Source organism: Idiomarina sp. ST10R2A5, from assembly GCF_051842325.1.
GTDB classification, from domain to species: Bacteria; Pseudomonadota; Gammaproteobacteria; order Enterobacterales; family Alteromonadaceae; genus Idiomarina; species Idiomarina abyssalis.
This window is the reverse complement of sequence record NZ_JBNIEX010000004.1, coordinates 15,031-40,462: the sequence shown is the minus strand read 5'-3', so window position 1 is coordinate 40,462 and position 25,432 is coordinate 15,031. Positions and strand designations below refer to the sequence as shown.

Below are 25,432 nucleotides of genomic sequence, written 5' to 3'. Positions count from 1 at the left end.
AAGGGTCAATGAATCTGATTTTCCTTCCAGACTTCTTCTTTCTTCATTCGCTCTTTGCGTTTCTCGCAAGGGTTGTCACAGTCACAGGCTTTTTCCATGCCTAATGCACCGATACCACCACAGCTACCAGAAATTGTTTTTCGTTGCACCATATAACCAATGGCCATCGCCAGTACAACGATTACAAACAAAGCGAATACCATTATAAAGGTTTGCATTAAAACTCCTACTCCTGCTCGCTCAACAACGGCTTGAATGCGTCGCTGATATACTCATTAAAACCGTCTTCCGTTTTATAGATGAGCATGACTGCTAAATTCTGTTTCCGCGCAAATGCTTTTGCTTTATCGGTTCCCATAACCAATAAAGCAGTCGCATAAGCATCAGCAGACATCGTATCGTCCGCATAGACTGACACCGAAACTAAATTATGCTTTATTGGATAGCCTGTCGCCGGATCAATAATATGTGAATAGCGACGCCCATTTTCTTCAAAGTAGTTTCGATAATCACCGGATGTTGCCAACGCGCCGTCTTTAAATTGGACAACACGCTGCACGGCTCGTTCCGTAGAAACAGGTTTTTCGACAGCCAACCGCCAGGACGCTTCATCAGGCTTACCGCCTTTGGTAAGAACTTCACCTCCAATTTCCACAAGATACTGCTTTATCCGTAGCTGATCGAGTAAATGACCAACTCGGTCAACACCATAGCCCTTTGCTATTGTTGATAAATCGACATACATCTCGGGGTTGTCTTTGATCAGTTGATGGTTCTCAACACGTAACTTCTGGTAACCTGTTTTTTCACGAACGGTCTGTAGTTCTTCCTCAGACAGCTCTTCTTCCGGCCTCGCCTGAGGACCAAACCCCCAAAGGTTAACTAAGGGCCCAACCGTTATATCGAGAGCACCGTCAGTTTGCTCTGCTATTTCTAAAGCACGAGTCACCACTCGCTCAAGCTCACGGCTAATAACTACCGGCTCAGTACTTTCAAATTGGTTAAATTGAGACAGTTCAGAATTCGGGTCGTAAGTCGACATCTGGGCGTTTACACGTTCCAGCACAATATCAACTTTACGCTTAATCTCTGCTTGATTGTGTCTGGGATCTTTAGTGTATAGCGTAACACTGTAAGTTGTTCCCATTGTTTCGCCGCTAAATGCAATTTTTTCTGGTGCATCTGAGCAAGAAACTAAAAAGGCCAGCCCCATAAGGGCTAGCCAAATTTTAGCGTTTGATACTTTCAGGAACATCATGGATTAACCACCAAAGTCATCCAGCATAATGTTCTCGTCTTCGACGCCTAAGTCTTTCAACAAATTGATAACGGCAGCGTTCATGACCGGAGGTCCACACATGTAGAACTCGCAGTCTTCCGGCGCATCATGATCTTTAAGGTAACGCTCATAAAGAACATTATGAATAAAGCCAGTATCGCCTTCCCAGTTATCTTCCGGCTGAGGGTCAGACAAGGCTACATGCCAGTCGAAGTTGTCGTTCTCTTCAGCCAACATATCGAAATCTTCAACATAGAACATTTCTTTCTTGGAACGTGCACCGTACCAGAATGAAATCTTACGATCAGTTTTCAGGCGACGCAGTTGATCAAAAAGATGCGAGCGCATTGGCGCCATACCAGCACCACCACCAACGAAGACCATTTCTGCCTCTGTCTCTTTAGCAAAGAACTCGCCAAATGGACCAGAAATAGTGACTTTATCGCCTGGTTTCAGACTAAAAATGTACGATGACATTTTACCCGCTGGCAGACTTAAGTCGTTCGGCGGCGGCGTTGCTATGCGAACGTTCAGCATAATAATGCCTTTCTCATCTGGATAGTTCGCCATTGAGTAAGCGCGTACAACTTCTTCGTCAACTTTAGACTCAACATCAAAGAAACCAAAACGGTCCCAGTCAGCGTGATATTCTTCAGAAATATCAAAGTCTTTGTACTTCACATGATGAGGCGGAGCTTCAATTTGAATAAAGCCGCCCGCACGGAATGGTACTTCTTCGCCTTCCGGCAACTGAACAATGAATTCTTTAATGAAAGTGGCTACGTTATCATTCGATTTAACCGTACAGTCCCACTTACGAATACCGAAGACTTCTTCTGGTAATTCAATTTTCATGTCCTGTTTAACGTTAACCTGACATGAAAGACGGCAGCCTTCGCGAGCCTCACGCTTAGTAATATGGTCAAGCTCTGTTGGCAGAATATCACCGCCACCCTCTTTAACAGTAACGCGACATTGGCCACATGAACCACCACCACCACAAGCAGATGACACGAAAATACCTGCGTTTGCCAAAGCACCCAGAAGTTTCGTTCCAGGTTGGGTCACGATCTTTTTGTCTTCGTCGTCATTAATCAGGATTTCCACATCACCTTGAGGTACCAATTTTGATTTTGCGAACATGATAATCGCAACCAAAACCAGTACGATGACAGTAAACATCCCTACACCGAGATATATCTCTTGCATCGATTCGTACCTTTCTTTTACCGATTCAACACACTGGTTATAAGGATACGCCGGAGAACGACATAAAGCCCAAACCAATCAGACCCACTGAAATAAAAGTAATACCTAAGCCACGTAAGCCATCAGGTACATCTGCATATTTCAGTTTTTCGCGTACTGCAGCCAAAGCGACAATTGCTAAAGCCCAGCCAACACCACTGCCAATTCCGAACACGACTGATTCACCAAAGTTATAGTCACGCTCGACCATAAAGGCTACGCCACCGAAGATAGCGCAGTTAACGGTTATCAAAGGCAGGAATATACCCAGCGCGTTGTAAAGTGCGGGCACGTATTTATCCAGCGTCATTTCCAGAATTTGCACCAACGCCGCGATAACACCGATGAAGGTCAAAAACTTCAAAAAGCTTAGATCCGCATCAGGGAAACCGGCCCAATCCAGGGCTCCGGGCGCTAAGATATTGTGGTAAATAATATTGTTTACCGGTACCGAAATACCCAAGACCACAATAACCGCAACCCCCAGACCGAATGCTGTCTTAACTTTCTTAGATACTGCCAGAAAAGTACACATACCTAAGAAGAATGACAACGCCAGGTTTTCAATGAAAACCGCGCGGATGAACAGGTTGATATAGTTTTCCATGACCATTACTCCTTAGGTTCAACTTGTTCAGTGCGGAAGGTACGCAGTACCCAAATAAACCCGCCAATGATGAAGAAGGCACTAGGTGGCATCAGTAACAAGCCAACCGGCTCGAACCAACCACCTTGTGATGCCAGAGGTAAAATCTGTACATCAAACAAGCTGCCTGAACCAAAGAGTTCACGAATGAAGCCAACAACCAACAGCACCACTGAGTAACCTAAACCGTTACCAATACCGTCTAATAACGACATAAACGGAGTGCTCTTCATAGCGTATGCTTCTGCGCGACCCATAACGATGCAGTTAGTAATGATCAAGCCAACAAACACCGATAACTCTTTAGAAATTGAGTAAGCGTATGCCTTGAGTACTTGGTCTACCACAATTACCAAACTTGCAATAATCGTCATTTGAACAATGATACGAACGCTTGACGGAATGTGGTTACGGATAATCGAAATAAATAAGTTTGAGCATGCGACAACCGCGGTTAATGCAATACACATAACCAGGGTGTTGCTCATTTTCGATGTTACAGCCAATGCAGAACAGATACCAAGAATCTGCAGTGCGATGGGGTTGTTGGCAAATATCGGTCCGAATAAAACGGACTTCATTTCTTTTACACTAGCCATTGTTCAACTCTCCCTCACGAAGTTTCTTGAGTAATGGACCGTAACCATTTTCGCCCATCCAGAATTGAATTAGGTATTCCACACCATTACTAGTCAAAGTTGCACCAGATAAAGCATCAACTTCGTGCTCATCGCTAGCGCCACCTTTTACTACTTCAAACTGAACGTTACCGTCCTCACCGTAAACTTCTTTACCTTCCCAAGATTTAACCCAGTTAGGATTCGTAATTTCGCCGCCTAATCCTGGCGTTTCTGAGTGCTCGTAGAAATTAACACCTTTAACGGTGTCAAAGTCGTCTTCTAACGCCAGCAGTCCGTACATGGTTCCCCACAAACCTTGGCCACGTATATGCAGCACCAGACCTGTTGTTTCACCAGATTCACTCTTAACAAAATATATTTGTGTTAAGTTTTCACGCGTTCCGATGCCTGCAGGATCGTTCTTTTTCTCAAGCTTAGTGCTGGTTTCAGGGTCACCAGCTGCTTTACGATTACTGAACGATGTGGGGTCAACATCATCTTTCACACTTAAATCTTCAAGGCTGACAACCATAGTGTCAATGCGCTGATTATAAGTTTCAACGATATCAGTATCGGCTTTTAGAATACCGGCAGCATCCAGAACGTTTTTCTGCATATCAAGAGCAGCGTTCTTTTCCTGCATTGGCTTCAGACCAATCGCAGCACCAGAAACAACAATGGAACAAACCAGGCAAAGCGCTAGCACGACACCAACGGTCTTGCCTAAACTTTCATTTTTCTTAGCCATTACGCGCTAACCTCCGTTTGATATTTGCCTGTGCTACAAAATGGTCAAATAACGGTGCAAATACGTTAGCAAATAAAATGGCCAACATGATGCCTTCCGGGAATGCCGGGTTAATAACACGGATCATGACCGTCATAAAACCAATCAACAAGCCGTACGCGAACTTCCCTTTATTAGTAAAGGACGCAGAAACCGGGTCCGTTGCCATAAACATCATCGCGAAGGCAAAACCACCCAATACTAAGTGCCAATACCAAGGCATCGCGAACATTGGGTTAGTTTCGCTGCCAATCAGGTTCAATAATCCGGAGAACAGAACCATACCGACAAAAGTACCCAACACGATACGCCAGGAGGCTATACGGAAATAAATTAATGCTAAACCGCCAATCAAAATTAGCAGTGTAGAAACTTCACCTACTGAGCCCTGGATGTTTCCTAAGAACGCATCCCACCAAAGCTCTGTGTCGCCATAATTCATATTACCCAAAGCAGCTTTACCCAGGTTAGTCGCACCTGAGAAGCCATCAACCGCGGTCCAGATTGAGTCACCAGACATGCTTGCAGGGTAAGCAAAGTACAAAAATGCACGACCCGTTAGTGCCGGGTTAAGGAAGTTACGGCCTGTACCACCGAAAATTTCCTTACCAATAACGACACCAAAAGTGATACCCAGAGCAACCTGCCATAGCGGCGTTGTTGCCGGTAAAATCAGGGAGAATAAAACCGAAGTAACAAAGAAACCTTCGTTAACTTCGTGCTTACGAATTGACGCAAACAATACTTCCCAGAAACCACCGACAATAAAGGTCACCGCATAAATTGGCAGGTAGAAACAGGCGCCATACCACATTTTGGCTATCCAGCCGGAGTCAGCCCCCAACTCGCCACCAAACAGGTGGAACAAGCCAACCTGCCAGATATCAGCGAGTTCATAGCCATTAACCAAGGCCATAGCAGCCTGGTTACCAACGTTATACATACCCCAGAACATTGCCGGGAAGGTCATCATCCACACCAAAATCATAATGCGTTTAAGGTCGATACGGTCACGAACGTGCGTAGCCGACTTAGTCACGGTACCAGGTGTGTACAAAACAGTGGCTACGGCTTCATAAAGCGCGTACCACTTCTCGTATTTACCGCCTTCTTCGAAGTGCGGTTCAATACGCTCGAGAGTGTCTTTCAAGCTCATGGGTTAGCCTTCTTTCTCAATCTTAGTGAGACAGTCACGCAGCACCGGGCCATATTCATATTTCCCAGGGCAAACATAAGTGCACAATGCGAGATCTTCTTCGTCCAACTCCAGACAACCTAATTGCTGACCTTCATCAGTGTCTCCTGATAGCAGATCACGCAATAGCAATGTTGGCAGAATATCTAGTGGCATTACTCGTTCGTAATTTCCAATAGGTACCATTGAACGCGAAGAACCATTCAGCGATGTCGTCATGCTGAAAAGTTTTTTCGGATTGAAGTGTCCTGCGTATGCGCGGGTAACCGAGTGCAAATCGGAGCCAGGACGTATCCAGCCCAGGAACTCTTTATAATTACCTTCAGGAATTACGCTGACTTGATTATGGAACCGACCTAACCAGGCATGATCATCATCTGCAGTATGCCCATGCAAAACTGAGCCTGAAATAATTCTCAAGTTGTCGCCATTAAGCTCACCGTCGGTCAACTCATGCAGGTTTGCACCTAAGCGGGTACGAACCAAGCGAGGTTCTTTAACACCTTCACCAGCAACTGCCACTGCGCGGTCAGTAAAAACTTCACCTGTGGTAAATAATTTACCGTATGCAATGACGTCTTGATAACCAATGTGCCATACAGGACGTTTAATGCTCGCAGGCTGCAAGAAATGTATATGAGTACCAACTAAACCTGCAGGGTGAGGACCAGAAAAGGACTCTAAAGTGACATCAGCGTTGCCAGTGTCGACTTCCGCATCACCCGATTTACAAACGAACAACTTGCCTTCAGTCAGGTTTGACAATACGTTCAAACCATCAATAAAAGCCTGTTTTTCTTCATTGATAAATAAAGTCGGGTCACCCGTTAGTGGGTTGGTGTCCATTGCATTAACGAAGATAGCGCTTGCTTCTGCGTCTAATGCCGGAGTCTTACTATAAGGACGGGTGCGAAGCGCAGTCCACTGACCCGACTCAACCAAAATGTCCTGAACTTTTTCACGACCTAATGAGTTAAGTTTATCGCTATCAAACTTATCAAAAGTGACTTTATCATCACCTTCCAATTCGATAACAACGGCCTGCAGTACTCGACGCTCACCACGCAGAATGTCTTTAACTACACCAGCGCCAGGGGCTGTGTATTTGACACCAGGGTTTTTCTTATCCTCGAAAATCAACTGACCTTTTTTTACTTGATCACCGACTTTCACGTGCATGGTTGGGCGCATACCCACGTACTCTTCACCTAGGGTAGCGACCGTCGTCACAGCCTTACCGTCGGATAGTTTTTGCTGGGGCGCCCCTTTGATAGGGATGTCCAGCCCTTTCTTGATCGTAATCATATGCGTTTGCACTACTCGTTAAGGGAAGATTCATCACAACCAGTCACTAAGACTGGAAACCTGAATAATCAAATAGTTACCGACACAAGCAGCCCCCTCCAGGGGTGCTTGTTATCGGCAACCTGAAATATTTTCCACACTTATCGGTGGGATTTTAGCATTTTTCCCACAACGCTTACCAGTTTACTTTTGGATCAATATCAGCATCGTAATCAACATTATCGAAGCCAAAACCGAATAAATGTAAGAAGTCCTGATGGTAGCCTTCATAATCAGCAAGTTGATGGAAATTGTCCTGCGTTACCTGTTCCCAAAGCGCCTCGACCTTAGCCTGAGTTTTATCGTTGGTTTCATAACCATCCATATGCAGGCGGCCAGCATCATCTAACTCTGGGTTGCTGTTATAAAGACCTTCTGTGAATAGTCGATAAATTTGTTCAATGCAGCCTTCGTGCGTGCCCTCTTCTTTCATTACTTTATAAATTAAAGAGATATAAAGAGGCATTACCGGAATAGCAGAACTTGCCTGAGTAACAAGTGCCTTCAATGAGGAGACATAAGCTTTCAGGTTTAGGTCATCGTGTTCAGAAACCAGCTCTGAAGCAGCACGGTCAAGATCTTCTTTAGCCCGGCCGATAGTCGCATGACCATAAATTGGAAGCGTCAGCTTTTTACCAATATAGGTGTAAGCCGTTGTTTGACAGTCTTTAGCTAACACATCGGCGTCGTGCAAGGCTTTAATCCAACGTTCCCAGTCTTCACCACCCATTACCTTAACGGTATTCGCGATATCGTCATCTGTCGCAGGATCAAGCGTCACATCATGCACCTGATCTTTATCGGTGTTGTAAGTTTTGGTGGTGTACTGTTTGCCAATTGGCTTTAATACGGAGCTATAGACTTCGCCGCTTTCGGGGTCTTTACGCTTAGGTGACGCCAAGCTATAAACCACGAGGTCTATTTTACCCATGTTTTGTTTAATGTAATCGAGACTTTCCTGCTTAATTTCGTCAGAAAAAGCATCGCCATTAATAGAATGGAAAGCTAAGCCGGCTTTATCCGCTTGCTGATGAAAAGCCGCGGTATTGTACCAGCCTGCTGTTGCTGTTCTCTTTTCAGTGGGTTCTTTCTCAAAACACACACCCAGTGTATGGGCGTCACTGCCGAACGCAGCGGTAATTCTTGACGCAAGCCCGTAACCTGTTGAACAGCCTATGACTAAAACATTTTTAGGGCCATTGGAAATAGGAGGTTGGTTACGGACAAATTCGATTTGACGTTTAACGTTTTCAGCACAACCCACCGGGTGAGCATTAGTACAGATAAAACCGCGAATTTTTGGCTTAATGATCATAATGATGTATCCCTGTTGTTCGCATTATTTTGGCTATTGTAACCAATGCGAACGCAGGAACACATCAGACATGCGTATTTTTTCTTAATTTGTCGCTATTTTTGACCCACCGAGGCAATTTGGTGAGCGCCTAGATTCACCTAGCTGCTCCCATTCGCCTTGCGTGTAGGTGTGCAAAGCCAAAGCGTGAATATGGTTCATCAATTCGTCTGCTAAAATTTTATTCACCGCGCGGTGTCGGTTAATTAACCTTTCCCCGCTGAATTTTGGCGTTACCAGAGTCACTTTAAAGTGAGACTCAGCATTAGCACCGGTTGAATGCATATAGCTTTCATCTTCCACTTCCAGATGAACTGGTGTGAACGCTTCTCTCAATTTATTCTCAATAATTAACCCGATAGACATAACTGATCCCCTCTGCGTTCGCCTTAAGTAACAAGTTTAGTTGAGTTCTGTCGAACCGCAGAAAATTTTTACGAATAACAACCTAACTCTACGAATTTTCAATAAATAAAGTTTTCTTAATATTCAGAGTCATCCACAGCCACATAACAAACCTCTGGAATGGAAGATAAGGTTACGACCGCGGGGAAAACGGCATCAGCAACGCTCCCCCTGGAATCTCCGGAAGGTTTTACAATGTGGTAACGCTGAGCGCTCACATTTCCTTCTATCTGCCATAGCAATATATCCGCTTCCTCAAACAGTTTTGCCAATGCCTTTAAGCCCTCTTTCCTATAAGGAGGAAAGGCTGTGCTTTCGCCTGACAAGCGCCAGCCTCTTAATTCAGACTTTGATCCCAACAACGATTCATTAACACGATCCCGACAAAAACTAACCTCAATTGTCGCCTTACTCAGTTGCCAGTGCTCATCTGGTAACATACTTTCATCCAGTGCTTTTACTTCCGCACTGCGCAAACCTGTTGACTGTTCCTGGCTACAACCAATCAGCAGCGGCAAGAACAGCACGCAAAACAAAATATTTTTAAAAGTCATAACCAAACCTCCGGAGCTTCAAATTATAACTGAAAAGCTCAGATAAACCGTTGTCTTAGTGTTAAAATTTCTGGCAATATAGAATGCAATTTGTCATAGGGATTCAAATCAGTTTCATGTCATCCAACTCATTTATTCGCAATACGCTCATAATCGGTAGTTTTAGCTTACTTCTTACTCCTGTAGCTGTCAGTTCCGTCTGGATTGAAGCTAATGATGTCGAATTACGAAATAGCCTGACAGTTTTGGCGGAGTCTGGACTGATTAAAACCCCGATACAACAATTTCCGGTTACCTGGAAAAGCTTTTTACCCGAGCTCGATGCGCTTGAAATAAAAGAGCTAAGCACAACACAACAACTGGCTCTAAGGCATGTACGCCATCAACTTTCGCAAGCTCAGACAGGCCCTAAAACACGTTGGTACATTGGTGCAACGGACAGTGAGCAAGTCGTTCAGGACTACGGTGATGATATTTATGAAGAAGGTAAAGTCAGTTTAAGCAGAAGTATGCACGGTACCAACTGGGCAGCAAGAATTCAGGTAAACTACCGGCAGGACCCTTTCGAAGGTGACCATAAGAAAACATTAGATGGCAGTTACCTGGCTTATAACCTCAATGACTGGAGTTTCAGCCTGGATTCTCTACCTTTGCGCTGGGGGCCGGCAGAACATAGCAGTCTGCTTTTTTCAAATAACGCACGTCCTATGCCTAAAATTCGAATCGACTATGCTCCGGACTACCCTCCTGCGGGTATGAATCCTTTTAAAATTAGCTTGTTTAGTGCTTATCAGGATGATGGTTACAGTGATTACTATCAGGTCAACGGTATCCGCTTTTCCAGTCAGTTATTTCAGCATTTGTGGTTTGGAATCAGTGCTATTGAGCAAAGTGCTGATAACCGGCCGGATAACCGTATGTTAACAGCCGATGCCCGAACGGGTTTTGACTGGGGAGCACATCAGTTTTCAGCTTACGCTGAACTTGGCATTGACCGTAAACTGGAGGCCGATGACAAACCTGCATATACCCTGGGTGCGCAATGGATGACCGGCTCAACTGAGCGTCGCCACAGCGTGACTGTTGAATACAGTCAACTTGATGGCGGAACAGAGCATGACTTTTACTCGTTAGATGAAAACCAAAAACAGTACTTTTTACATCACCAACGTAATCCCGGATCTCCATTCCCACGCCAAAGTCAGACCGTATCGACAAGTTATCGTCAGTTTTCTGCTGACGGCTCGGCCTGGACGGCATTACTGAGCCACAGTAAAAAGAAAAACGATGAAACCTTATCGAGAGCTCTGCTGAGAAGAACAGAACCGGCATTTTCAGGGTTGATTAAACTTTCGCTGCAATATATTGATAGCAGCAGTTACGACAACGAAGTCGGTATACAAATAAGTGGTGAGTGGCGCTTCTAACGCGCCACTTTATCGCCAACACCCAGGCTAATCGTGTCCATCACATTCAGCCATGCCGTATCGAGTGCGTTAACCAACGCCGGGTAACCATCGTTTCTCAGCGGAACTTTCTCGGTAAAAGCTCCCTCAAGAACAATTTGAGCATCAGCACTTTGATATTGCCAATGCCCGGCGACAACAGCTCTTGAGTCATTGCTTCCGTAAAAATCGTCAACCCAAATGGTTAACTTCCCGGCGCAATCGTCAGTAAGCAATAATCTCTGAGCACTGCGTTGCAGCTGGTGAGCTAAGGGCGTACTCCATCGATGCTGACGAGCACTATGCCAACGAGTTTCATCTTGCTGGAGCTGCAAACCTGGTTTTGACGCAGAATCACCTACAAAAACCGGACGTTTATTTGCCAGGCAAAGCGCCTCCGCTGACTGGCTCAGATGAGGCAGCCGGTATTGAGTCACTTCATATGAGTTAGAAGAGCACCCCGTTATTAAGACCCCTATAGCGGTCAGACCAACCAATTTTATTACTCTGACAATAAATCCATTATTCATAGGCTTTTGGCTCCGGATCAGGCTCAACAGATGGGCTGAAAATAAGTGAATTCGGTTGTTCCTGCAACAGTTCAATAACAGGCTTTAACTCACGTGAAAGCTGTTCAATTTCATTTAATGTCTGGTTGAGTTGCTGCCGGGTTGGAGACCCTTCACTAACGCTGCCCGTTAGCTCTTTCAACTGAATCAAGTTTTGTTGCAATAACTCTGGCAGCTGTTGCACCTGAGGCTGCTCGACAATGCTAGTCAGACTATCAGAAACGCTTTCCAGCTTCTGTGCGGTTTCATCAACCGACTGCATTGCTCCTGAAAAGTCACTCAACCCTTGCTCAAGAGGAAGTGCATTAAACTTATCCATCAGTTCCGTCAGCTTTTCTTCTAACCGTGTGAAGTCACTGGCCATAGCCGGCATGACCGGATGCCCGGCAAAAGTCTCCGCAACATCAGCTTGTTGTGCATTCGGGTAAAACCTGACATCAACAAATAACGTATTTGTTAGCAGGTTTGACGCCCTGATATTCGCTCTTAATCCTTGTTCGAATAAGTCCGGTAAGCGATCTTTCCAATTTTCAATATCGGTATTTGCGACCAAGCCTCTTAAACGCTCAGGCTCAAATCGAATCAGTATCGGAATACGCTTTAAAGGCGCTTCTTCACTCTCGTCCGGGAACCAGCGCAAAGGGACTTCTCTGACCGTTCCAACACGTACCCCTTTAAATTGTACCGGGGCACCTTTATCCAGTCCGGAAACGGACTCATTTAACAGTACAACGTAGTCAATACCATGGATATAGCCTTGCTGCTTTGCTTCCTCAAGGCTTTCAAACAACTCAAAATTCTGCTCGCCTGTCAGCTTATCCCCCCTGGGCTGTCCCTCAGGCACACCAAAAGTTACGCTGGCACCCAACAGCGACTCTAACGAGCCAAGTGCTAAGTCCAGCCCCTGGGAGTTCCATTGAATAGATACCCCACGCTGCAACCAGAACCGTGTATTTTGAGTAACTAACTCGTCGTACGGCGCTTTTACAAAAATTTGGTAACGTGTTTCTCGCTCATCTACTAAAAACTCAGCTTGTTCAACTTGGCCAACGGTAAACCCCTGGTACTGAACTGAGTCCCCTACAGTAACGCTTGTTTGCCCTTCGCTTGTTAGGGTTAAACGGCGTCCCGGTGTTTCCTGAGGCGTTACCGGGGGCTGCTCTAATGCTTTAAAGTGAAATTGTTGATCTTTTGAATCTCCTGGCTGCAATCGAATATAAGCACCAGAAAGCAAGGTTCCCAAACCGCTGACGCCCTGCCGTCCAATTCTGGGTTTAACCACCCAAATGCGCGTATCGGCATTAAGCATTCTTTCGGTTCCCTCATTCATAGCGACTTCAGCCACTGCCGAAGAGAAGTCATCAGATAACCGAACCTCAGTAACCTGCCCAACGTCGACATTACGAACCCGCACCTGAGTTTTTCCGGCTTCAAGACCTTCAGCGTCCGCAACTTCAATAGTAATGGTAGGGCCTGCCCCACGGGTATCCTGCCAAACCATCCAAAGTGCGACCAGAAGCGCCAGCAATGGCACAATCCAGACCGGAGAAATACCTACGGATTTACGAACCCGGGTTGTCGAATTTTCAGTCATTTATGTGCCTCTCGCCAGAATAAGCGCGTATCAAAACTCATAGCTGCAAGCATAGTAAGAACAACAGCAGCTGCAAAGGACACTGCAGCACTGCCAGGGTATACCGACATAACAGTCCCACCCCGAACTAAGGCGACCAGTATTGCTACAACGAAAATATCAATCATTGACCAACGTCCTATCCAGTCGGTTACTTTAAACAATAATAAGCGATTCTGGACAATGGCCGGCGTTTGCCTTTGAGCCAGTAGCAACAACACAGCCAGTGTTAAAACTTTCGCGACCGGAATAACCAGGCTGGCGACAAAAATAATTACAGCTACAGGCCTATCGCCGGCCTGCCATAATTCAGTAACCCCGCCAATAATGGTTGCAGGCTGCTCGTTGCCAAACCGTACCGTTTCCATTACCGGCAGCCAGTGCGCTGGAATTAGCATAATAGCGCCAGCAAAAATTAATGCCAAAGTTGTCCCCGGCTTCCGCCACCACGCTGTTTTCTGCGGCTCGGTGCATTGGTAACATTTATCGGCGTCTTTAGCGTTTAAGGCATGGCAAAGTGGGCAGGTCTGCAAATCCTGCTCATTTGCTGTCATTCCAGCTTGCACATGTATATTGGGTCGGGATGCCGCCATATAGTAGTCCCATATCGGTGTACGTTTAGCTCGCTCGTACACATACAATAGTAGAACGACAAAAACACTGAAGCCCCAAAACCCCTCAAGTAAACGAACCTCTGCCAGACCCGATATTTTCACCAATGACACCAGAGTCCCGAGTAAAAAAACATCAGTCATTAGCCAGGGTTTCAAATGCTCCATTAAACGCAGGAAGTATCGGTTTAATCGGTTACTGCCCGAATTATGGATCTGGCTGTACACCCATATAAGGCTAACAAGGTACAAAACGGGAATTAGAATAACAGTCAAAAGGACTAAAACGGCCAATACTTTTTCGTGAAAAAAGGAAAGCTGCCAGGCTGCATCCATCAACGTCATCGATTGCTCAGAGCCGGTGACCGAATAGCTGATAAAGTTGACCTGTAAGCTCGCCAGCAGTAAGACTAAAGCTGCTGCCGCTATAGCCACCAGGGTGTGATGCCTGGTAGCCGCACCTTCCAGGAAATACCCACAACGTGGGCACTCAGCATGCTCACGTTTTGAAAGCTCGGTTCGTTGGCTTACCCAGTCACACTGAGGGCAGCCAACAACGTCAGTCTGTTCCCTTTTCGCCGCCTTTTTCGCTATCATTTTCTTCAGGCTCCGCTGAAATCATGGCAATTACAGTCCACCCTGGCTGAGGAATCAACTCACGCTCCGTGGTAAAAATATAAACCTTTTCTGCGTCATCCAGCGCAAACATCGGTAACGCTCTTGTCCCATATTTCTGTTGATAATCAGCGAAACTGAAGCTATCGGTAATGGGCGTAGACTTAATTTTCGCCCCTTTAAAGTTAAGGCTGGCAAGTTTCGAATAGGTAACACTTTCGCCAAATAAGTTGAGTGTCTTTCGGTAGCTTTCCGTTAGCTGATGGCTGGCACGATAATCCTGCTCACCGCCATTCAGCCCATGCACTTTCTTAGAGCCAAACCAGTCCTGGTAGTACATTGATACAAGCGGGTTAAGTTGTTTATAGGGAGACATGACTAATAGCCTTCCAAGGCCGGTCAAATCAATATTATTGGCAGCATGCTCCGAGGCAGGGTTACCAAAATACACCGGTAAATTGTCCATACGGGCCAGCTTAATATTCTCCCAGTTGGTGTCTGCCAGGCGCACAGGAATACCGCTCTCCTGTAAACTTTTGGCAACTGCCCGCGCCATTTGGTTGGCCCCAAAAATCAAAAAACCTTTGGCTGAGGGCTCTAATAAGCCCAACATTCGGGCTAATGGCTTCGCCGTTAAGCTTTGTAAGACAACCGTTGTCATTATTACCAGGAAAACTAAAGGAACAACCGCCGCGGCTTCAGTCCAGCCGGACTCTTCCATCTTTAAAGCGAATAACGCCGAAACAGCGGCCGCGACAATACCTCTGGGCGCAATCCAGGATAATAAAACCTTATCTTTGAACCTTAGCTCGGTTCCTATAGCTGAAAGCCATACGGCTAAAGGTCTTACTGCAAACAAAATAATGGCCAGCAGAATAACCGCGGGCATTCCCAGCGCATCAAATTCAGCGAAATCTAGTCGTGCAGCCAAAATAATGAACAGAGCAGAAATCAGCAATACACTGAGTGTTTCTTTAAACTCCAGTATTTCTTCCATATTCAGATTACGGGTATTGGCCATAACCATACCCATAACCGTAACGGTTAATAGACCGGATTCATGCTGTATGGCATTCGACAGAGCGAAAACACCCAATACGATAGTGAGCGTTGCAACATTCTGTAAGTAATGCGGGAACCAACCTCTGCCCAGTGCAAGACCTAACAAGCGAGCAGCTCCCCAACCTAAAGCAAAACCAAGAGCAACAGTTGTCGCGAACGCCTGAAGCGCATGTAGGAAAGCAACGTCCTGACTGGCGATAATAAATTCATACACCAATACCGCCAGCAAGGCACCGAGCGGGTCAATAATAATCCCTTCCCAGCGCAAAATATTAGCGAGCTTATTGATAGGCCGAATAGAGCGTATCATTGGCTGAATAACTGTGGGGCCTGTTACCACAACTAACGCACCAAATAACGCCGAAATTTCCCAGCCATAACCCATAATGAAATGCGTCAAAACTGCAATGACGACGAAAGTAACCAACATACCAATACTGACCAGGTTGGTTACCATTCGGCCATGCCCGCGAATTTCTTCAAACTTCAGCGTGAGACTGCCTTCAAACAAAATAACGGCTACCGCCAGAGAGACAAAAGGAAAGAGCAAATCTTCAAATAGCGCATCCGGCTCCAATAACCCCAGAGTGGGCCCCAGCAATAAGCCACAAATAAGCAAAGGCAGTATTGCCGGCAGCTTAATGCGCCACGCTAACCACTGACAACAAATGGACAGCACACCAATCAGGGCAAGCAATGATAAGTCAGACATAAATTCTCCGCTGAAAGTAAGTCATTTTTAGAATAGCAGAAGCTAATACCTTGACTACCCTCAAATACCGAATTTAGATGACTATTTTTTAAATGAGAATGGCTATCATTATTTGTTTTGTTTGATATAATCATCGCGTTTCGACCATATAGAGTTCGTAAAGGAGTCCTTTCAAATGCGTAAGTTAAATAAATTATTAGCCTTGATTGCCGCGACTTCTGCGACACTGGTGTCTTTCACTAGCGCCGCCGCTGAAGTTAATATCTACTCAGCGCGAAAAGAAGCCCTGATCAAACCCGTTTTAGAAAAGTTTACCGAAGAAACCGGTATTGAAGTTAACTTGTTAACAGGTAAAGCCGATGCATTGCTTGCCCGCCTTAACTCAGAAGGTGAAAATACACCGGCTGACTTATTTCTAACTGTAGATGCCGGCGCCCTTCACCGTGCGGTTGAAGCCGACGCATTCCAGGCAGTAAATTCCGACACAATTGACTCTGCAGTTCCTGCTCATTTCCGCTCTTCCGATAACCTCTGGTTCGGACTCAGTTTACGTGCCCGTCCTATTTTTTATTCGCCAGAGCGTGTAAATCCAGAAGAATTAGAGTCTTATTTAAGCCTGGCTGATGACAAGTGGAACGACCGCATTTGCATTCGTTCTTCCAATAACCTGTATAACCAGTCCTTAGTGGCAGCACTGATTGAACACCACGGTGCCGAAAAAACAGAAAAGTGGGCAGAGAATTTTGTCGCAAACTTTGCGCGTAAACCCGTAGGTGGCGACCGCGACCAGATTAAAGGCGTAGCCTTTGGTGTTTGCGATGTCGCTGTAGCTAATACTTACTACTTTGGCCATATGCTGAACTCAGATGACGCGGAAGAACGTGAAGCCGCAAAAAAAGTTAAAATATTCTGGCCAGCTCAGGATCAACAAGGTGCTCATGTTAACGTTTCCGGTATCGGCGTGACAAAACATGCGAAAAATGTTGAGCAGGCTCAAAAATTGATTGAATTCCTGGTCTCTGAAGAATCACAAAAATGGTACGCTCAGGCCAACTATGAATACCCGGTTCGCGAAGGTGTTGAGTGGAGCGAAACACTTCAACAGTGGGGCGATTTCAAACAGGACGATATCGAAATGGATATCCTCGGTGAAAATAACGGCGATGCCGTTCGTCTGATGAACCGCGCTGGCTGGCGTTAATTTGTATCAGGAGATACGCAAATGAACCGTGGCACGCTATTGCTGTTTGCCGTCGCGGTGTTGATAGGGCTACCACTTATTGTGGTAGCTTTGTCGTTATTAAACCCTCAATGGGACACCCTATACCATTTATGGCAAACCGTTATACCAGAGTATATCGGTCACTCCCTGATCTTGTTATTCGCCGTTGGTATTGGTGTCACTTTATTAGGCGTAAGTACAGCCTGGTGCATCAGTCAGTATGACTTTCCCGGTTGGCGCTGGACAAGTTGGGCATTATTGCTGCCATTAGCCATGCCAGCCTATATTACCGCCTATACTTATACCGGCTTACTCGACTACGCAGGACCGGTACAAGGGCTGGTTCGGGATATATTTTCTGTCAGTATTGGTGACTATTGGTTTCCCGAAATCCGCAGCCTCAGCGGTGCGGTTTTTGTTCTTTGTATCGTACTTTACCCTTACGTCTACCTTATTACTCGCGCCGCCTTCATGCAGCAGTCCACCACGGCGTTTGAAAGTGCAAAAACCCTGGGGGCCAGTTCGCTAAGAAGTTTCTGGAAAGTCGCACTTCCTTTGGCGCGCCCTGCTATTGCAACCGGTGTCACTCTGGCATTAATGGAGACTCTGGCTGACTACGGTACTATGGAGTACTTTGGCATAACGGTCTTTACAACGGGAATTTTTCGCACCTGGTACGGCATTGGTGACGCACAAGGCGCGTTGCAACTATCGGCGCTTTTGCTGGTTTTCGTCATTATACTCATCATGGTCGAGCGATACTCTCGTCGCCGCGCCCGTTTCTATCAACAGCGCTCAAGCACCAGAGCACCTCAGCGCCGCCCTTTAAGTGGCTGGCGCGCTGCGGTTGCGTCTTCAGTTTGCTGGCTTCCTGTTATTCTTGGTTTCGCCATACCTGCATCGCAACTTCTGTGGTGGTCCATACAAAAATCTGAAATTTGGCAACAAAGTGCGTTTTGGGTTTTAACCTTTAATACGCTTTGGTTAGGGCTGTTAGCAGCATTAATTACGGTTGCTTTGGCGCTTTGGCTTGCTTATGGCCGACGTCGCCACCCTACACGACCACTGCGGGCGGCTATCAGTCTGGCCGGTATGGGTTATGCCATTCCGGGTATCGTTATCGCGGTAGGGTTACTGTCTCCATTAGCCTGGCTCGATAATCAAATTATCACTATCAGCAAATGGCTGTTTAACTTTAACCCCGGGTTATTACTGTCCGGTACCGTCATAGCGCTGCTGTTTGCCTATAGTGTCCGCTTTCTCTCTGTGTCACTACAAACCGTAAATTCAGGACTTGAACAAATTACCCCACAAATGGATGACAGTGCCCGCACCTTAGGTGCGAGCGGCAAGCGTATTTTATGGCGAATTCATTTACCACTGCTGCGCAGCCCATTGTTAGCCGCTCTTATCCTCGTTCTGGTGGATGTTATGAAAGAGCTGCCGGCGACCCTGGTATTAAGACCCTTTGATTTTAATACGCTGGCTGTGCGGGCTTTTGAAATGGCATCTGACGAAAGGCTTGCCGATGCAGGCCCTCCGGCTTTAATGATTGTCGCGGTCGGTCTTATTCCGGTTATTATGTTATCCCGTGCTTTACGCAGTAATTCGATAAAAACAGGTGAGTAAATGAGCACACTACTGAATATCGATACCGTCAGTATCCAACTTTCCGGTGACCTTATTGTCGACAGGCTCAACCTGTCTTTAGAACCCGGGGACATTGGCTGCCTGTTAGGTCCCAGTGGCTGCGGTAAAACTACCCTGTTGCGTGCTATCGCCGGTTTCACTCCTGTTTCAGGAGGAAAAATTGAACTTCATGGCAAGACGGTATCGTCCGACACAGTACAATGGCCAACGGAGCAACGTCATGTCGGCATGATGTTTCAGGACTTTTCACTGTTTCCGCACTTAACCGTTGCCGATAACATTCGCTTTGGTATTAATCAGTTGTCGAAAAACCAGCAGGATGAGCGCATTAAAGAGTTACTCATCCGTATTGGTCTTAACGGTTACCAAAACCGCTACCCCCATGAGCTATCTGGAGGACAACAGCAACGTATTGCTCTTGCCAGGGCGTTGGCACCAAAGCCCAAACTCATGTTACTGGATGAACCTTTCTCAAGCCTCGATGCAGAATTAAGAGAAGTACTGGCTCACGACGTCCGGCGTTTACTTAAAGAAGAAGGAATTACGGCTTTGCTGGTAACTCATGACCAGCAAGAGGCTTTTGCTATGGCTGATAAGGCTGGTGTCATGTATTCCGGCCAACTGCTCCAGTGGGAAACACCTTATGCGCTATACCACCAGCCTACTCATCAACTGGTCGCTGACTTTATTGGCCGTGGTGTGCTGCTTAATGGTGAAATTAAGGACCAGGAACTGCATTGCGCATTTGGCACCATTAAACATTCTCAATTAAGTAATAAACCCGATATGAGCGTGAACTTTCTTGTTCGCCCCGACGATGTATTGATCAACAATAAGAGTGAAATGAAAGCCATTGTTGTTGGTTGTGGATTCCGCGGTTCTCACTATCTCTATACTCTGGAGCTTGCAGACACCAGTCATGTACTCGCGGTAGGTCCTTCTCACCAACCACTGCAAACTGGCGAGCAAATTGGTTTTGATATCGACTTTGATCATTTAGTCGTATTCGACTCATCACTTTGTGAACTTCCGGACTGAAGCTTGCTGAAAACAATGACAAGTTAAGCGCCTCGATATAGACTTTGAATAATAGTCTTAAAGCGAGGGTTCTATGGATTTTTTAATTGATGCCTGGGATTTCAATCAGCATCCCGCAAAACAACTTCAGTCACCATCGAGTGCCGCAGAAAACACCTGGTTTCATTTTCAGCGCGATGCCGAAGGGTTGAGCGAATGGTTAACTCAAGCCGGTATACCAGAACCTCTGATTGATGCGGTACTGGAAGAAGACACCCGCCCTCGTTTTCAGCGTTTATCCGACGGCTTCATGCTGTTACTCCGGGGGGTTAATTTAAACACTGGTGAGTCTCCCGAAGACATGCTCAGTCTGCGCTTGCTGTATTATAAAGGTGCGTTGTACAGTTTTCGTAAACGTCCTTTTTTATCCATAGCAAAATTGCGTGAGCAACTTGGCCAACAAATTGGACCAGAGTCGTTAAACGACTTTATCGTTGCCCTAATTGAGCAACTGAACTTACGAATTGAAGATGTGGTTTCCTCAGCAGAACAGCAACTAGAAGCCATTGAAGGAAAAGGTTTTGACAATACCGCTTCGGTTCAGGTAAAACTCACGGCTTTACATCGTCGCCTATTACGGCTTAACCGCTTTATCCGCCCACAACTAGCGGCTTTAGAAAAACTCAGCACCGAAACAGAAAAGGTTATGAGCCCGGAATTGCAGCAGTGGCTTATCAACGAGCGCGATACCACTCAGCGCTTGTTCGAGCAAATTGATCTGATGCTGGAGCAAGTTTGGATGCAGCGCGAGCAATTGCAGCAGGCCATAGCAGAAAAAATGAATCGCAACACCTATTGGCTCTCGGTCATTGCCGGGGTGTTTTTGCCACTTACGTTTTTAACCGGTGTTTTTGGAATAAACATTGGAGGTATGCCAGGGGTAGAAAGTGAAGACGCGTTTTGGATTTTCTGTGGTGCGATAGTGATTATCGCTATTGTCGAATTCCTGTTAATGCGACGCCTGAGATTCTGGTAAACCTAACTTATAACAAAGCGGCTTAGACCTAAGTCGAATAGGAAATTTAAGCCAACGGAATATGCTAAAAGGCTCTGCATAAAAGGATTTGAGGTAGTGCTATGCAACCCTATAAGAAAGTCTATTCAGAAGCTCAACAAGATCCTGAAGGATTCTGGCTTGACCAGGCGCGTCGTCTGGATTGGTTCAAACCACCGAAAGTTGCTGCGCATGTCAGGAAAAATGGCATGGCAGACTGGTTCCCGGACGGCGAAATTAATGTCAGTTACTTAGCACTCGATGCTCAGATTAACGCGGGCCGTGGAGAGCAAGTCGCTCTTTACTACGACTCTCCGGTTACCCAAAGTAAAGCAAGCTACACCTTTAACGAATTGCACTATCAGGTCGCGTGCTTCGCCGACGTGCTGAAGCAGCGAGGCGTTGAAAAAGGTGACCGGGTCGTTATCTACCTTCCGATGATCCCTCAGGCAGCTATTGCCATGCTGGCTTGCGCGCGCATTGGGGCGATTCACTCGGTTGTTTTTGGTGGTTTTGCAGCACACGAACTTGCCGTTCGCATTGACGATGCCGCCCCCAAGCTCATCGTTACCGCCTCATGTGGTATTGAAGGTAGCAAGGTTTTACCTTACAAGCCTATTGTTGATAAAGCACTGGCAGAAGCGCAGTTTAGCCCCCGTACCATTGTTTATCAGCGCGAGCAGTGTGAGGCTGAAATGCAGGACGGCCAGGACACCGACTGGGCGAAAGCAATGGAAAAAGCCAGCCCCGCTGAAGCTGTTCCCTTACCGGCAAACCACCCGCTTTATATTCTTTATACTTCCGGCACCACCGGCAAACCAAAAGGGGTGGTACGTGATCACGGTGGGTACGCTGTCGCCTTAAACTTTTCAATGAATTACGTTTATGGGCTAAACCCCGGAGAAGTCTTCTTTACGGCGTCTGATGTTGGTTGGGTAGTTGGCCACTCTTACATCGTTTATGGACCTTTAATTTTCGGCTGCAGCAGTATTCTTTACGAAGGTAAACCTGTTAACACACCAGATGCAGGTTCCTTCTGGCGCATTGTCCAGGACTATAAAGTCAGTGCTATTTTCTCCGCTCCCACCGCGTTCCGGGCGATAAAAAAAGAAGACCCCGAAGGCGAGCATCTGGGCCGCTACGACATTAGCTCACTGCAACGTATTTACATGGCTGGCGAACGCTTAGACCCTGCAACTTATGAGTGGACAACAGAGCTCACCGACTTACCGGTTTATGACCACTGGTGGCAGACAGAAAGTGGCTGGCCTATGAGCGCCAACCCCGTAGGGATTGGCGCAGTTAAAGTGAAACCCGGCTCTTCAACCTTCCCGGTTCCGGGTTACGAGATCAGCGTGCTGGATCCCTTGGGTAAAAGTCTAGGCAGTAAAGAAGAAGGTGCCATTTGTGTGCGCTTACCTTTACCTCCGGGTTGTTTAACCACCATTTGGGGTGACGAGGAACGGCTACAGGGCAGTTATTTGAATGCATTCCCCGGTTACTACTGCAGCGGCGATGGCGGTTACATAGATGACGACGGCTATGTATTCATTATGGGCCGCACGGACGATGTGATAAACGTTGCCGGTCACCGCTTGTCTACCGGTGAAATGGAAGAAATTCTGGCCAACCATAAAGACGTAGCAGAATGCGCCGTGGTTGCCCAGCCCGATGAACTCAAGGGAGAGTTGCCAGTTGGCTTTGTCATTCTTAAAAATTCATCCACTATTGGTCATGAGCAATTGCAGCAAGAGCTCATCCAGTCTATTCGCTCCGAAATTGGCGCAATTGCCTGCCTGAAGACCTTACACATTGTTCCCAGATTACCTAAGACTCGCTCGGGGAAAATATTAAGGCGTCTTATCCGGCAAGTTTTGCAAGGGGATGATGTTGCCGTTCCATCGACCATTGACGACCCAACAAGTATTGATGCTATTAAGGAAACTCTGCGTTAAACTATCGCCCTTTCTTTTTAACAGGAACAGGGTGTTATGACGTTATCAATTGTTGCGGTTGTTCTGGGGTTAGCGGTATTAGTCTGGAGTGCTGACCGATTTGTTGAAGGCGCGGCTGCCGTAGCACGACATCTGGGTATGGCGCCTCTGGTTATCGGTATGGTCATTATTGGCTTTGGCACGTCAGCACCTGAAATGGTGGTGTCGGCCTTAGCCTCTATGCAAGGTAACCCAGCTTTAGCTTTGGGTAATGCTTACGGCTCAAACATTACCAACATTGCTCTGGTTCTGGGTATAACCGCCCTACTTGCGCCTATCGCTGTAAAGTCGGTCGTTATTCGCCGAGAAATGCCAGTTTTAATAGCCATTACCCTGTTAAGCGCAGTTTTCCTTCTCGATTACCAAATAACACGACTTGAAGCTGTACTTTTACTGGTTGTTTTCCTTGGCTATATGGGCTGGTCTGTATGGATAGGCTCTAAAAGCAGTGACGACAGTTTAGCCGCTGAATACACGCAAGAAATTGACTCACACCCTTTGCCGATGAAGCCCGCTATTATCTGGCTTATTGTCGGGCTGTTGCTGCTTATTGTCAGTTCACGCGCTTTAGTCTGGGGCGCGGTAAACATCGCCGTGTCACTTGGCGTGAGTGACTTGGTCATCGGCCTGACCGTAGTCGCCATCGGCACCTCTTTACCGGAATTAGCTTCAGCAATTGCGGCCACGCGTAAGAACGAACACGACCTGGCATTGGGTAACGTTATTGGTTCAAATATGTTTAATACGCTGGCTGTTGTAGGTATTGCCGGCTCTATTGAACCGGTGTCACTTGAGCCGCTTGTATTAAGCCGTGACTGGGTTGCAATGGCAATACTAACTCTGTTACTGATGGTCTTCGGTATTCGCAAAGCCCGTCAGGGACGAATTAATCGCGTACATGGTCTTATCTTTATTTGCCTGTACCTGCTCTATACCCTGTACTTATTGAAAACTGGCTTCATCGCACCGCAATAAAACACTATTGCAAATCGTTCGCATTTAACATAGACTATCATTACTAACTGAGGTGATAGTCTATGTACGTTTGTCTTTGTAAGGGCGTTAATGATAAAGCCATTCATCAGGCGGTTATTTCTGGTGAAGTGAATTCTATGCGAGACCTGCGCCAACAATATGGTGTGGCTTCTCAGTGTGGATGCTGTAAAACTTGCGCCAAAGACGTACTTCACGAAGCTCTCGAACAACGAGCCAACCAAGCAGGTAAAGAGACCCAACTTCCGGTTTCCGTATGCTACACTTAATTCATACCTAATGAATTAAGGAGTAATACGGCTATGAAAGGTGATGCTAAAGTCATCCAGCAACTGAATAAAATACTGACGCTAAAACTTACCGCCATAAACCAGTACTTTCTTCATGCCCGCATGTATCGCAACTGGGGCTTTGAAAGCCTGAACAAACCTGTCTACAAAGCTTCTATCAATGAAATGAAACACGCGGACGTTCTCATCGAACGCATTCTGTTTTTAGAAGGTATCCCTAATTTGCAGGAGCTTGGCAAATTATACGTTGGCGAAGATCCCAGAGAAATGCTGGAGCTGGACCACAAAGTTCAGTTTAACGATGTCAGTGCCATACGCGAAGCGATTAAAGAGTGTGAGCAACATCAGGATTACGTCAGCCGCAATGCCCTGCGTGACATTTTGGACTCTCAGGAAGAGCATCTCGACTGGCTTGAAACCCAAATTGATCTCATATCGCGCCTTGGCAATGAAGTTTATCTGCAAACCAAAATTCAGGGAGCTGAATAATGAACAGAGATAATAACGTCGTTGAGCAGCTCAATCGTCTTCTGGCTTTTGAACTCACTTCAATTGACCAGTACACATCGCATTCACGGCAATACGAAGACATGGGCTTAATGAAGCTTTATGAGCGTATTAACCATGAAATTGATGATGAACGAGGTCATGCGGACTTGCTCATTCGCAGAATTCTATTTCTGGAAGGTAAACCCAAAATGGATGCGCGTGAACCTCATACCATAGGTTCGGACGTCCGCGAAATGCTGGAAAACGATCTGCAGCTTGAGTACAACAACGCAAAAACGTTACGCGAAGTCATTGAGTACTGTGAAGAAGTTGATGATTATGTCACCCGTGAGATGCTGGTCGGCATTTTGAAAGATACTGAAGAAGACCACGCTTACTGGTTACAAATTCAACTGAACCTGATGGATCGTCTGGGTGAACAACTTTACTTACAAAGTATGATGTAAATAGAGTCCTCACTTTCTGCAGATACAAAAAAACCGCCTCAAGGGCGGTTTCTTTTGTATCTGGCGGAGAGAGAGGGATTCGAACCCTCGATACGTTGCCGTATACACACTTTCCAGGCGTGCTCCTTCAGCCACTCGGACACCTCTCCAGAACGGCCGCTATGGTAGGGGTTTTAG

25 protein-coding genes and 1 tRNA gene are annotated in these 25,432 nt (G+C 46.3%); 10 read left to right on the top strand and 16 right to left on the bottom strand.

From position 1 onward, the window contains the following. Positions 1-5 precede the first annotated feature (5 nt). From nqrM to ACP7FG_RS06410, 11 genes are all read right to left on the bottom strand, one after another. Positions 6-218: a (Na+)-NQR maturation NqrM gene (gene nqrM, locus ACP7FG_RS06460; protein ID WP_199494595.1), complete on the bottom strand. Its 213-nt coding sequence runs from the start codon at positions 216-218 to the stop codon at positions 6-8. An 8-nt stretch (positions 219-226) separates the two neighbouring features. After that, positions 227-1,258: an FAD:protein FMN transferase gene (locus ACP7FG_RS06455; protein ID WP_224797985.1), complete on the bottom strand. Its 1,032-nt coding sequence runs from the start codon at positions 1,256-1,258 to the stop codon at positions 227-229. Positions 1,259-1,261: 3 nt separating this feature from the next. Then, the gene (gene nqrF / locus ACP7FG_RS06450) at positions 1,262-2,488 is read right to left on the bottom strand and encodes an NADH:ubiquinone reductase (Na(+)-transporting) subunit F (protein ID WP_054486917.1); all 1,227 of its coding nucleotides are present in this window, start codon (positions 2,486-2,488) and stop codon (positions 1,262-1,264) included. 37 nt (positions 2,489-2,525) lie between these two features. Continuing rightward, positions 2,526-3,134, bottom strand: a complete 609-nt coding sequence (gene nqrE, locus ACP7FG_RS06445; protein WP_224797984.1) for an NADH:ubiquinone reductase (Na(+)-transporting) subunit E — start codon at positions 3,132-3,134, stop codon at positions 2,526-2,528. A 5-nt stretch (positions 3,135-3,139) separates the two neighbouring features. Next, positions 3,140-3,772, bottom strand: coding sequence for an NADH:ubiquinone reductase (Na(+)-transporting) subunit D (locus ACP7FG_RS06440; protein WP_224797983.1), 633 nt, complete (start codon positions 3,770-3,772; stop codon positions 3,140-3,142). Continuing rightward, positions 3,765-4,541, bottom strand: a complete 777-nt coding sequence (locus ACP7FG_RS06435) for a Na(+)-translocating NADH-quinone reductase subunit C (RefSeq protein WP_439225890.1) — start codon at positions 4,539-4,541, stop codon at positions 3,765-3,767. The genes ACP7FG_RS06440 and ACP7FG_RS06435 overlap by 8 nt, the downstream gene beginning before the upstream one ends. Further along, positions 4,534-5,736, bottom strand: coding sequence for an NADH:ubiquinone reductase (Na(+)-transporting) subunit B (locus ACP7FG_RS06430; protein ID WP_199494593.1), 1,203 nt, complete (start codon positions 5,734-5,736; stop codon positions 4,534-4,536). The genes ACP7FG_RS06435 and ACP7FG_RS06430 overlap by 8 nt, the downstream gene beginning before the upstream one ends. Positions 5,737-5,739: 3 nt before the next feature. Continuing rightward, positions 5,740-7,080 (bottom strand): Na(+)-translocating NADH-quinone reductase subunit A, encoded by a 1,341-nt coding sequence (locus ACP7FG_RS06425; RefSeq protein ID WP_199494592.1) that lies wholly within the window; start codon positions 7,078-7,080, stop codon positions 5,740-5,742. A 175-nt stretch (positions 7,081-7,255) separates the two neighbouring features. After that, positions 7,256-8,434 carry an enoyl-ACP reductase FabV gene (gene fabV, locus ACP7FG_RS06420; RefSeq protein WP_439225888.1) on the bottom strand — a complete coding sequence of 393 codons (1,179 nt, stop codon included), beginning with the start codon at positions 8,432-8,434 and terminating at the stop codon, positions 7,256-7,258. An 84-nt stretch (positions 8,435-8,518) separates the two neighbouring features. Next, positions 8,519-8,839 carry a BolA family protein gene (locus ACP7FG_RS06415; RefSeq protein WP_054486905.1) on the bottom strand — a complete coding sequence of 107 codons (321 nt, stop codon included), beginning with the start codon at positions 8,837-8,839 and terminating at the stop codon, positions 8,519-8,521. 116 nt (positions 8,840-8,955) lie between these two features. Continuing rightward, the gene (locus ACP7FG_RS06410; RefSeq protein WP_439225887.1) at positions 8,956-9,432 is read right to left on the bottom strand and encodes a hypothetical protein; all 477 of its coding nucleotides are present in this window, start codon (positions 9,430-9,432) and stop codon (positions 8,956-8,958) included. Between the two features lie 116 nt (positions 9,433-9,548). On the opposite strand from ACP7FG_RS06410, the gene ACP7FG_RS06405 reads away from it, so the two are divergent. Beyond that, complete coding sequence (locus tag ACP7FG_RS06405; RefSeq protein WP_439225886.1) at positions 9,549-10,859, top strand: capsule assembly Wzi family protein; 1,311 nt, start codon at positions 9,549-9,551, stop codon at positions 10,857-10,859. On the opposite strand, the gene ACP7FG_RS06400 is transcribed toward ACP7FG_RS06405, so the two are convergent. Genes ACP7FG_RS06400 through ACP7FG_RS06385 form a run of 4 tightly spaced genes read right to left on the bottom strand, consistent with a single transcriptional unit; the run spans position 10,856 to position 16,079 of the window. Beyond that, complete coding sequence (locus ACP7FG_RS06400) at positions 10,856-11,407, bottom strand: PqiC family protein (RefSeq protein ID WP_224797981.1); 552 nt, start codon at positions 11,405-11,407, stop codon at positions 10,856-10,858. The two genes, ACP7FG_RS06405 and ACP7FG_RS06400, sit on opposite strands and share 4 nt — an antisense overlap. Continuing rightward, the gene (gene pqiB / locus ACP7FG_RS06395) at positions 11,400-13,040 is read right to left on the bottom strand and encodes an intermembrane transport protein PqiB (RefSeq protein ID WP_439225884.1); all 1,641 of its coding nucleotides are present in this window, start codon (positions 13,038-13,040) and stop codon (positions 11,400-11,402) included. The genes ACP7FG_RS06400 and pqiB overlap by 8 nt, the downstream gene beginning before the upstream one ends. Further along, a complete protein-coding gene (locus ACP7FG_RS06390) occupies positions 13,037-14,287 on the bottom strand; it encodes a PqiA/YebS family transporter subunit (protein WP_278358332.1) in 1,251 nt (416 codons plus the stop codon). The genes pqiB and ACP7FG_RS06390 overlap by 4 nt, the downstream gene beginning before the upstream one ends. Beyond that, positions 14,250-16,079, bottom strand: a complete 1,830-nt coding sequence (locus ACP7FG_RS06385) for a cation:proton antiporter (RefSeq protein WP_054486894.1) — start codon at positions 16,077-16,079, stop codon at positions 14,250-14,252. Before ACP7FG_RS06385 ends, ACP7FG_RS06390 begins: the two co-directional genes overlap by 38 nt. Before the next feature lie 175 nt (positions 16,080-16,254). Here ACP7FG_RS06385 and ACP7FG_RS06380 point away from each other — a divergent pair, with 175 nt between their 5' ends. From ACP7FG_RS06380 to bfr (ACP7FG_RS06340), 9 genes are all read left to right on the top strand, one after another. Further along, a complete protein-coding gene (locus ACP7FG_RS06380; protein ID WP_224797977.1) occupies positions 16,255-17,280 on the top strand; it encodes a Fe(3+) ABC transporter substrate-binding protein in 1,026 nt (341 codons plus the stop codon). Between the two features lie 21 nt (positions 17,281-17,301). After that, a complete protein-coding gene (locus ACP7FG_RS06375) occupies positions 17,302-18,930 on the top strand; it encodes an ABC transporter permease (RefSeq protein WP_224797976.1) in 1,629 nt (542 codons plus the stop codon). Beyond that, a complete protein-coding gene (locus tag ACP7FG_RS06370) occupies positions 18,931-19,989 on the top strand; it encodes an ABC transporter ATP-binding protein (protein ID WP_224797975.1) in 1,059 nt (352 codons plus the stop codon). It begins immediately after the preceding gene. A 73-nt stretch (positions 19,990-20,062) separates the two neighbouring features. Further along, a complete protein-coding gene (locus ACP7FG_RS06365; protein WP_224797974.1) occupies positions 20,063-21,004 on the top strand; it encodes a CorA family divalent cation transporter in 942 nt (313 codons plus the stop codon). A gap of 101 nt (positions 21,005-21,105) precedes the next feature. Then, entirely contained in the window at positions 21,106-22,977 is a 1,872-nt protein-coding gene (locus ACP7FG_RS06360) for an acetate--CoA ligase (protein WP_224797973.1), read from the top strand. A 36-nt stretch (positions 22,978-23,013) separates the two neighbouring features. Beyond that, on the top strand, positions 23,014-23,991 hold the full coding sequence (locus tag ACP7FG_RS06355) for a calcium/sodium antiporter (RefSeq protein WP_439225882.1): 978 nt from the start codon (positions 23,014-23,016) through the stop codon (positions 23,989-23,991). A gap of 62 nt (positions 23,992-24,053) precedes the next feature. Then, on the top strand, positions 24,054-24,278 hold the full coding sequence (locus ACP7FG_RS06350) for a (2Fe-2S)-binding protein (RefSeq protein ID WP_224797971.1): 225 nt from the start codon (positions 24,054-24,056) through the stop codon (positions 24,276-24,278). A gap of 33 nt (positions 24,279-24,311) precedes the next feature. Beyond that, positions 24,312-24,788: a bacterioferritin gene (gene bfr / locus ACP7FG_RS06345; protein ID WP_224797970.1), complete on the top strand. Its 477-nt coding sequence runs from the start codon at positions 24,312-24,314 to the stop codon at positions 24,786-24,788. Further along, the gene (gene bfr / locus ACP7FG_RS06340) at positions 24,788-25,255 is read left to right on the top strand and encodes a bacterioferritin (RefSeq protein ID WP_054486877.1); all 468 of its coding nucleotides are present in this window, start codon (positions 24,788-24,790) and stop codon (positions 25,253-25,255) included. The genes bfr (ACP7FG_RS06345) and bfr (ACP7FG_RS06340) overlap by 1 nt, the downstream gene beginning before the upstream one ends. A gap of 61 nt (positions 25,256-25,316) precedes the next feature. Here bfr (ACP7FG_RS06340) and ACP7FG_RS06335 read toward each other — a convergent pair. Next, positions 25,317-25,404, bottom strand: a tRNA-Ser gene (locus ACP7FG_RS06335). Positions 25,405-25,432: the final 28 nt, after the last annotated feature.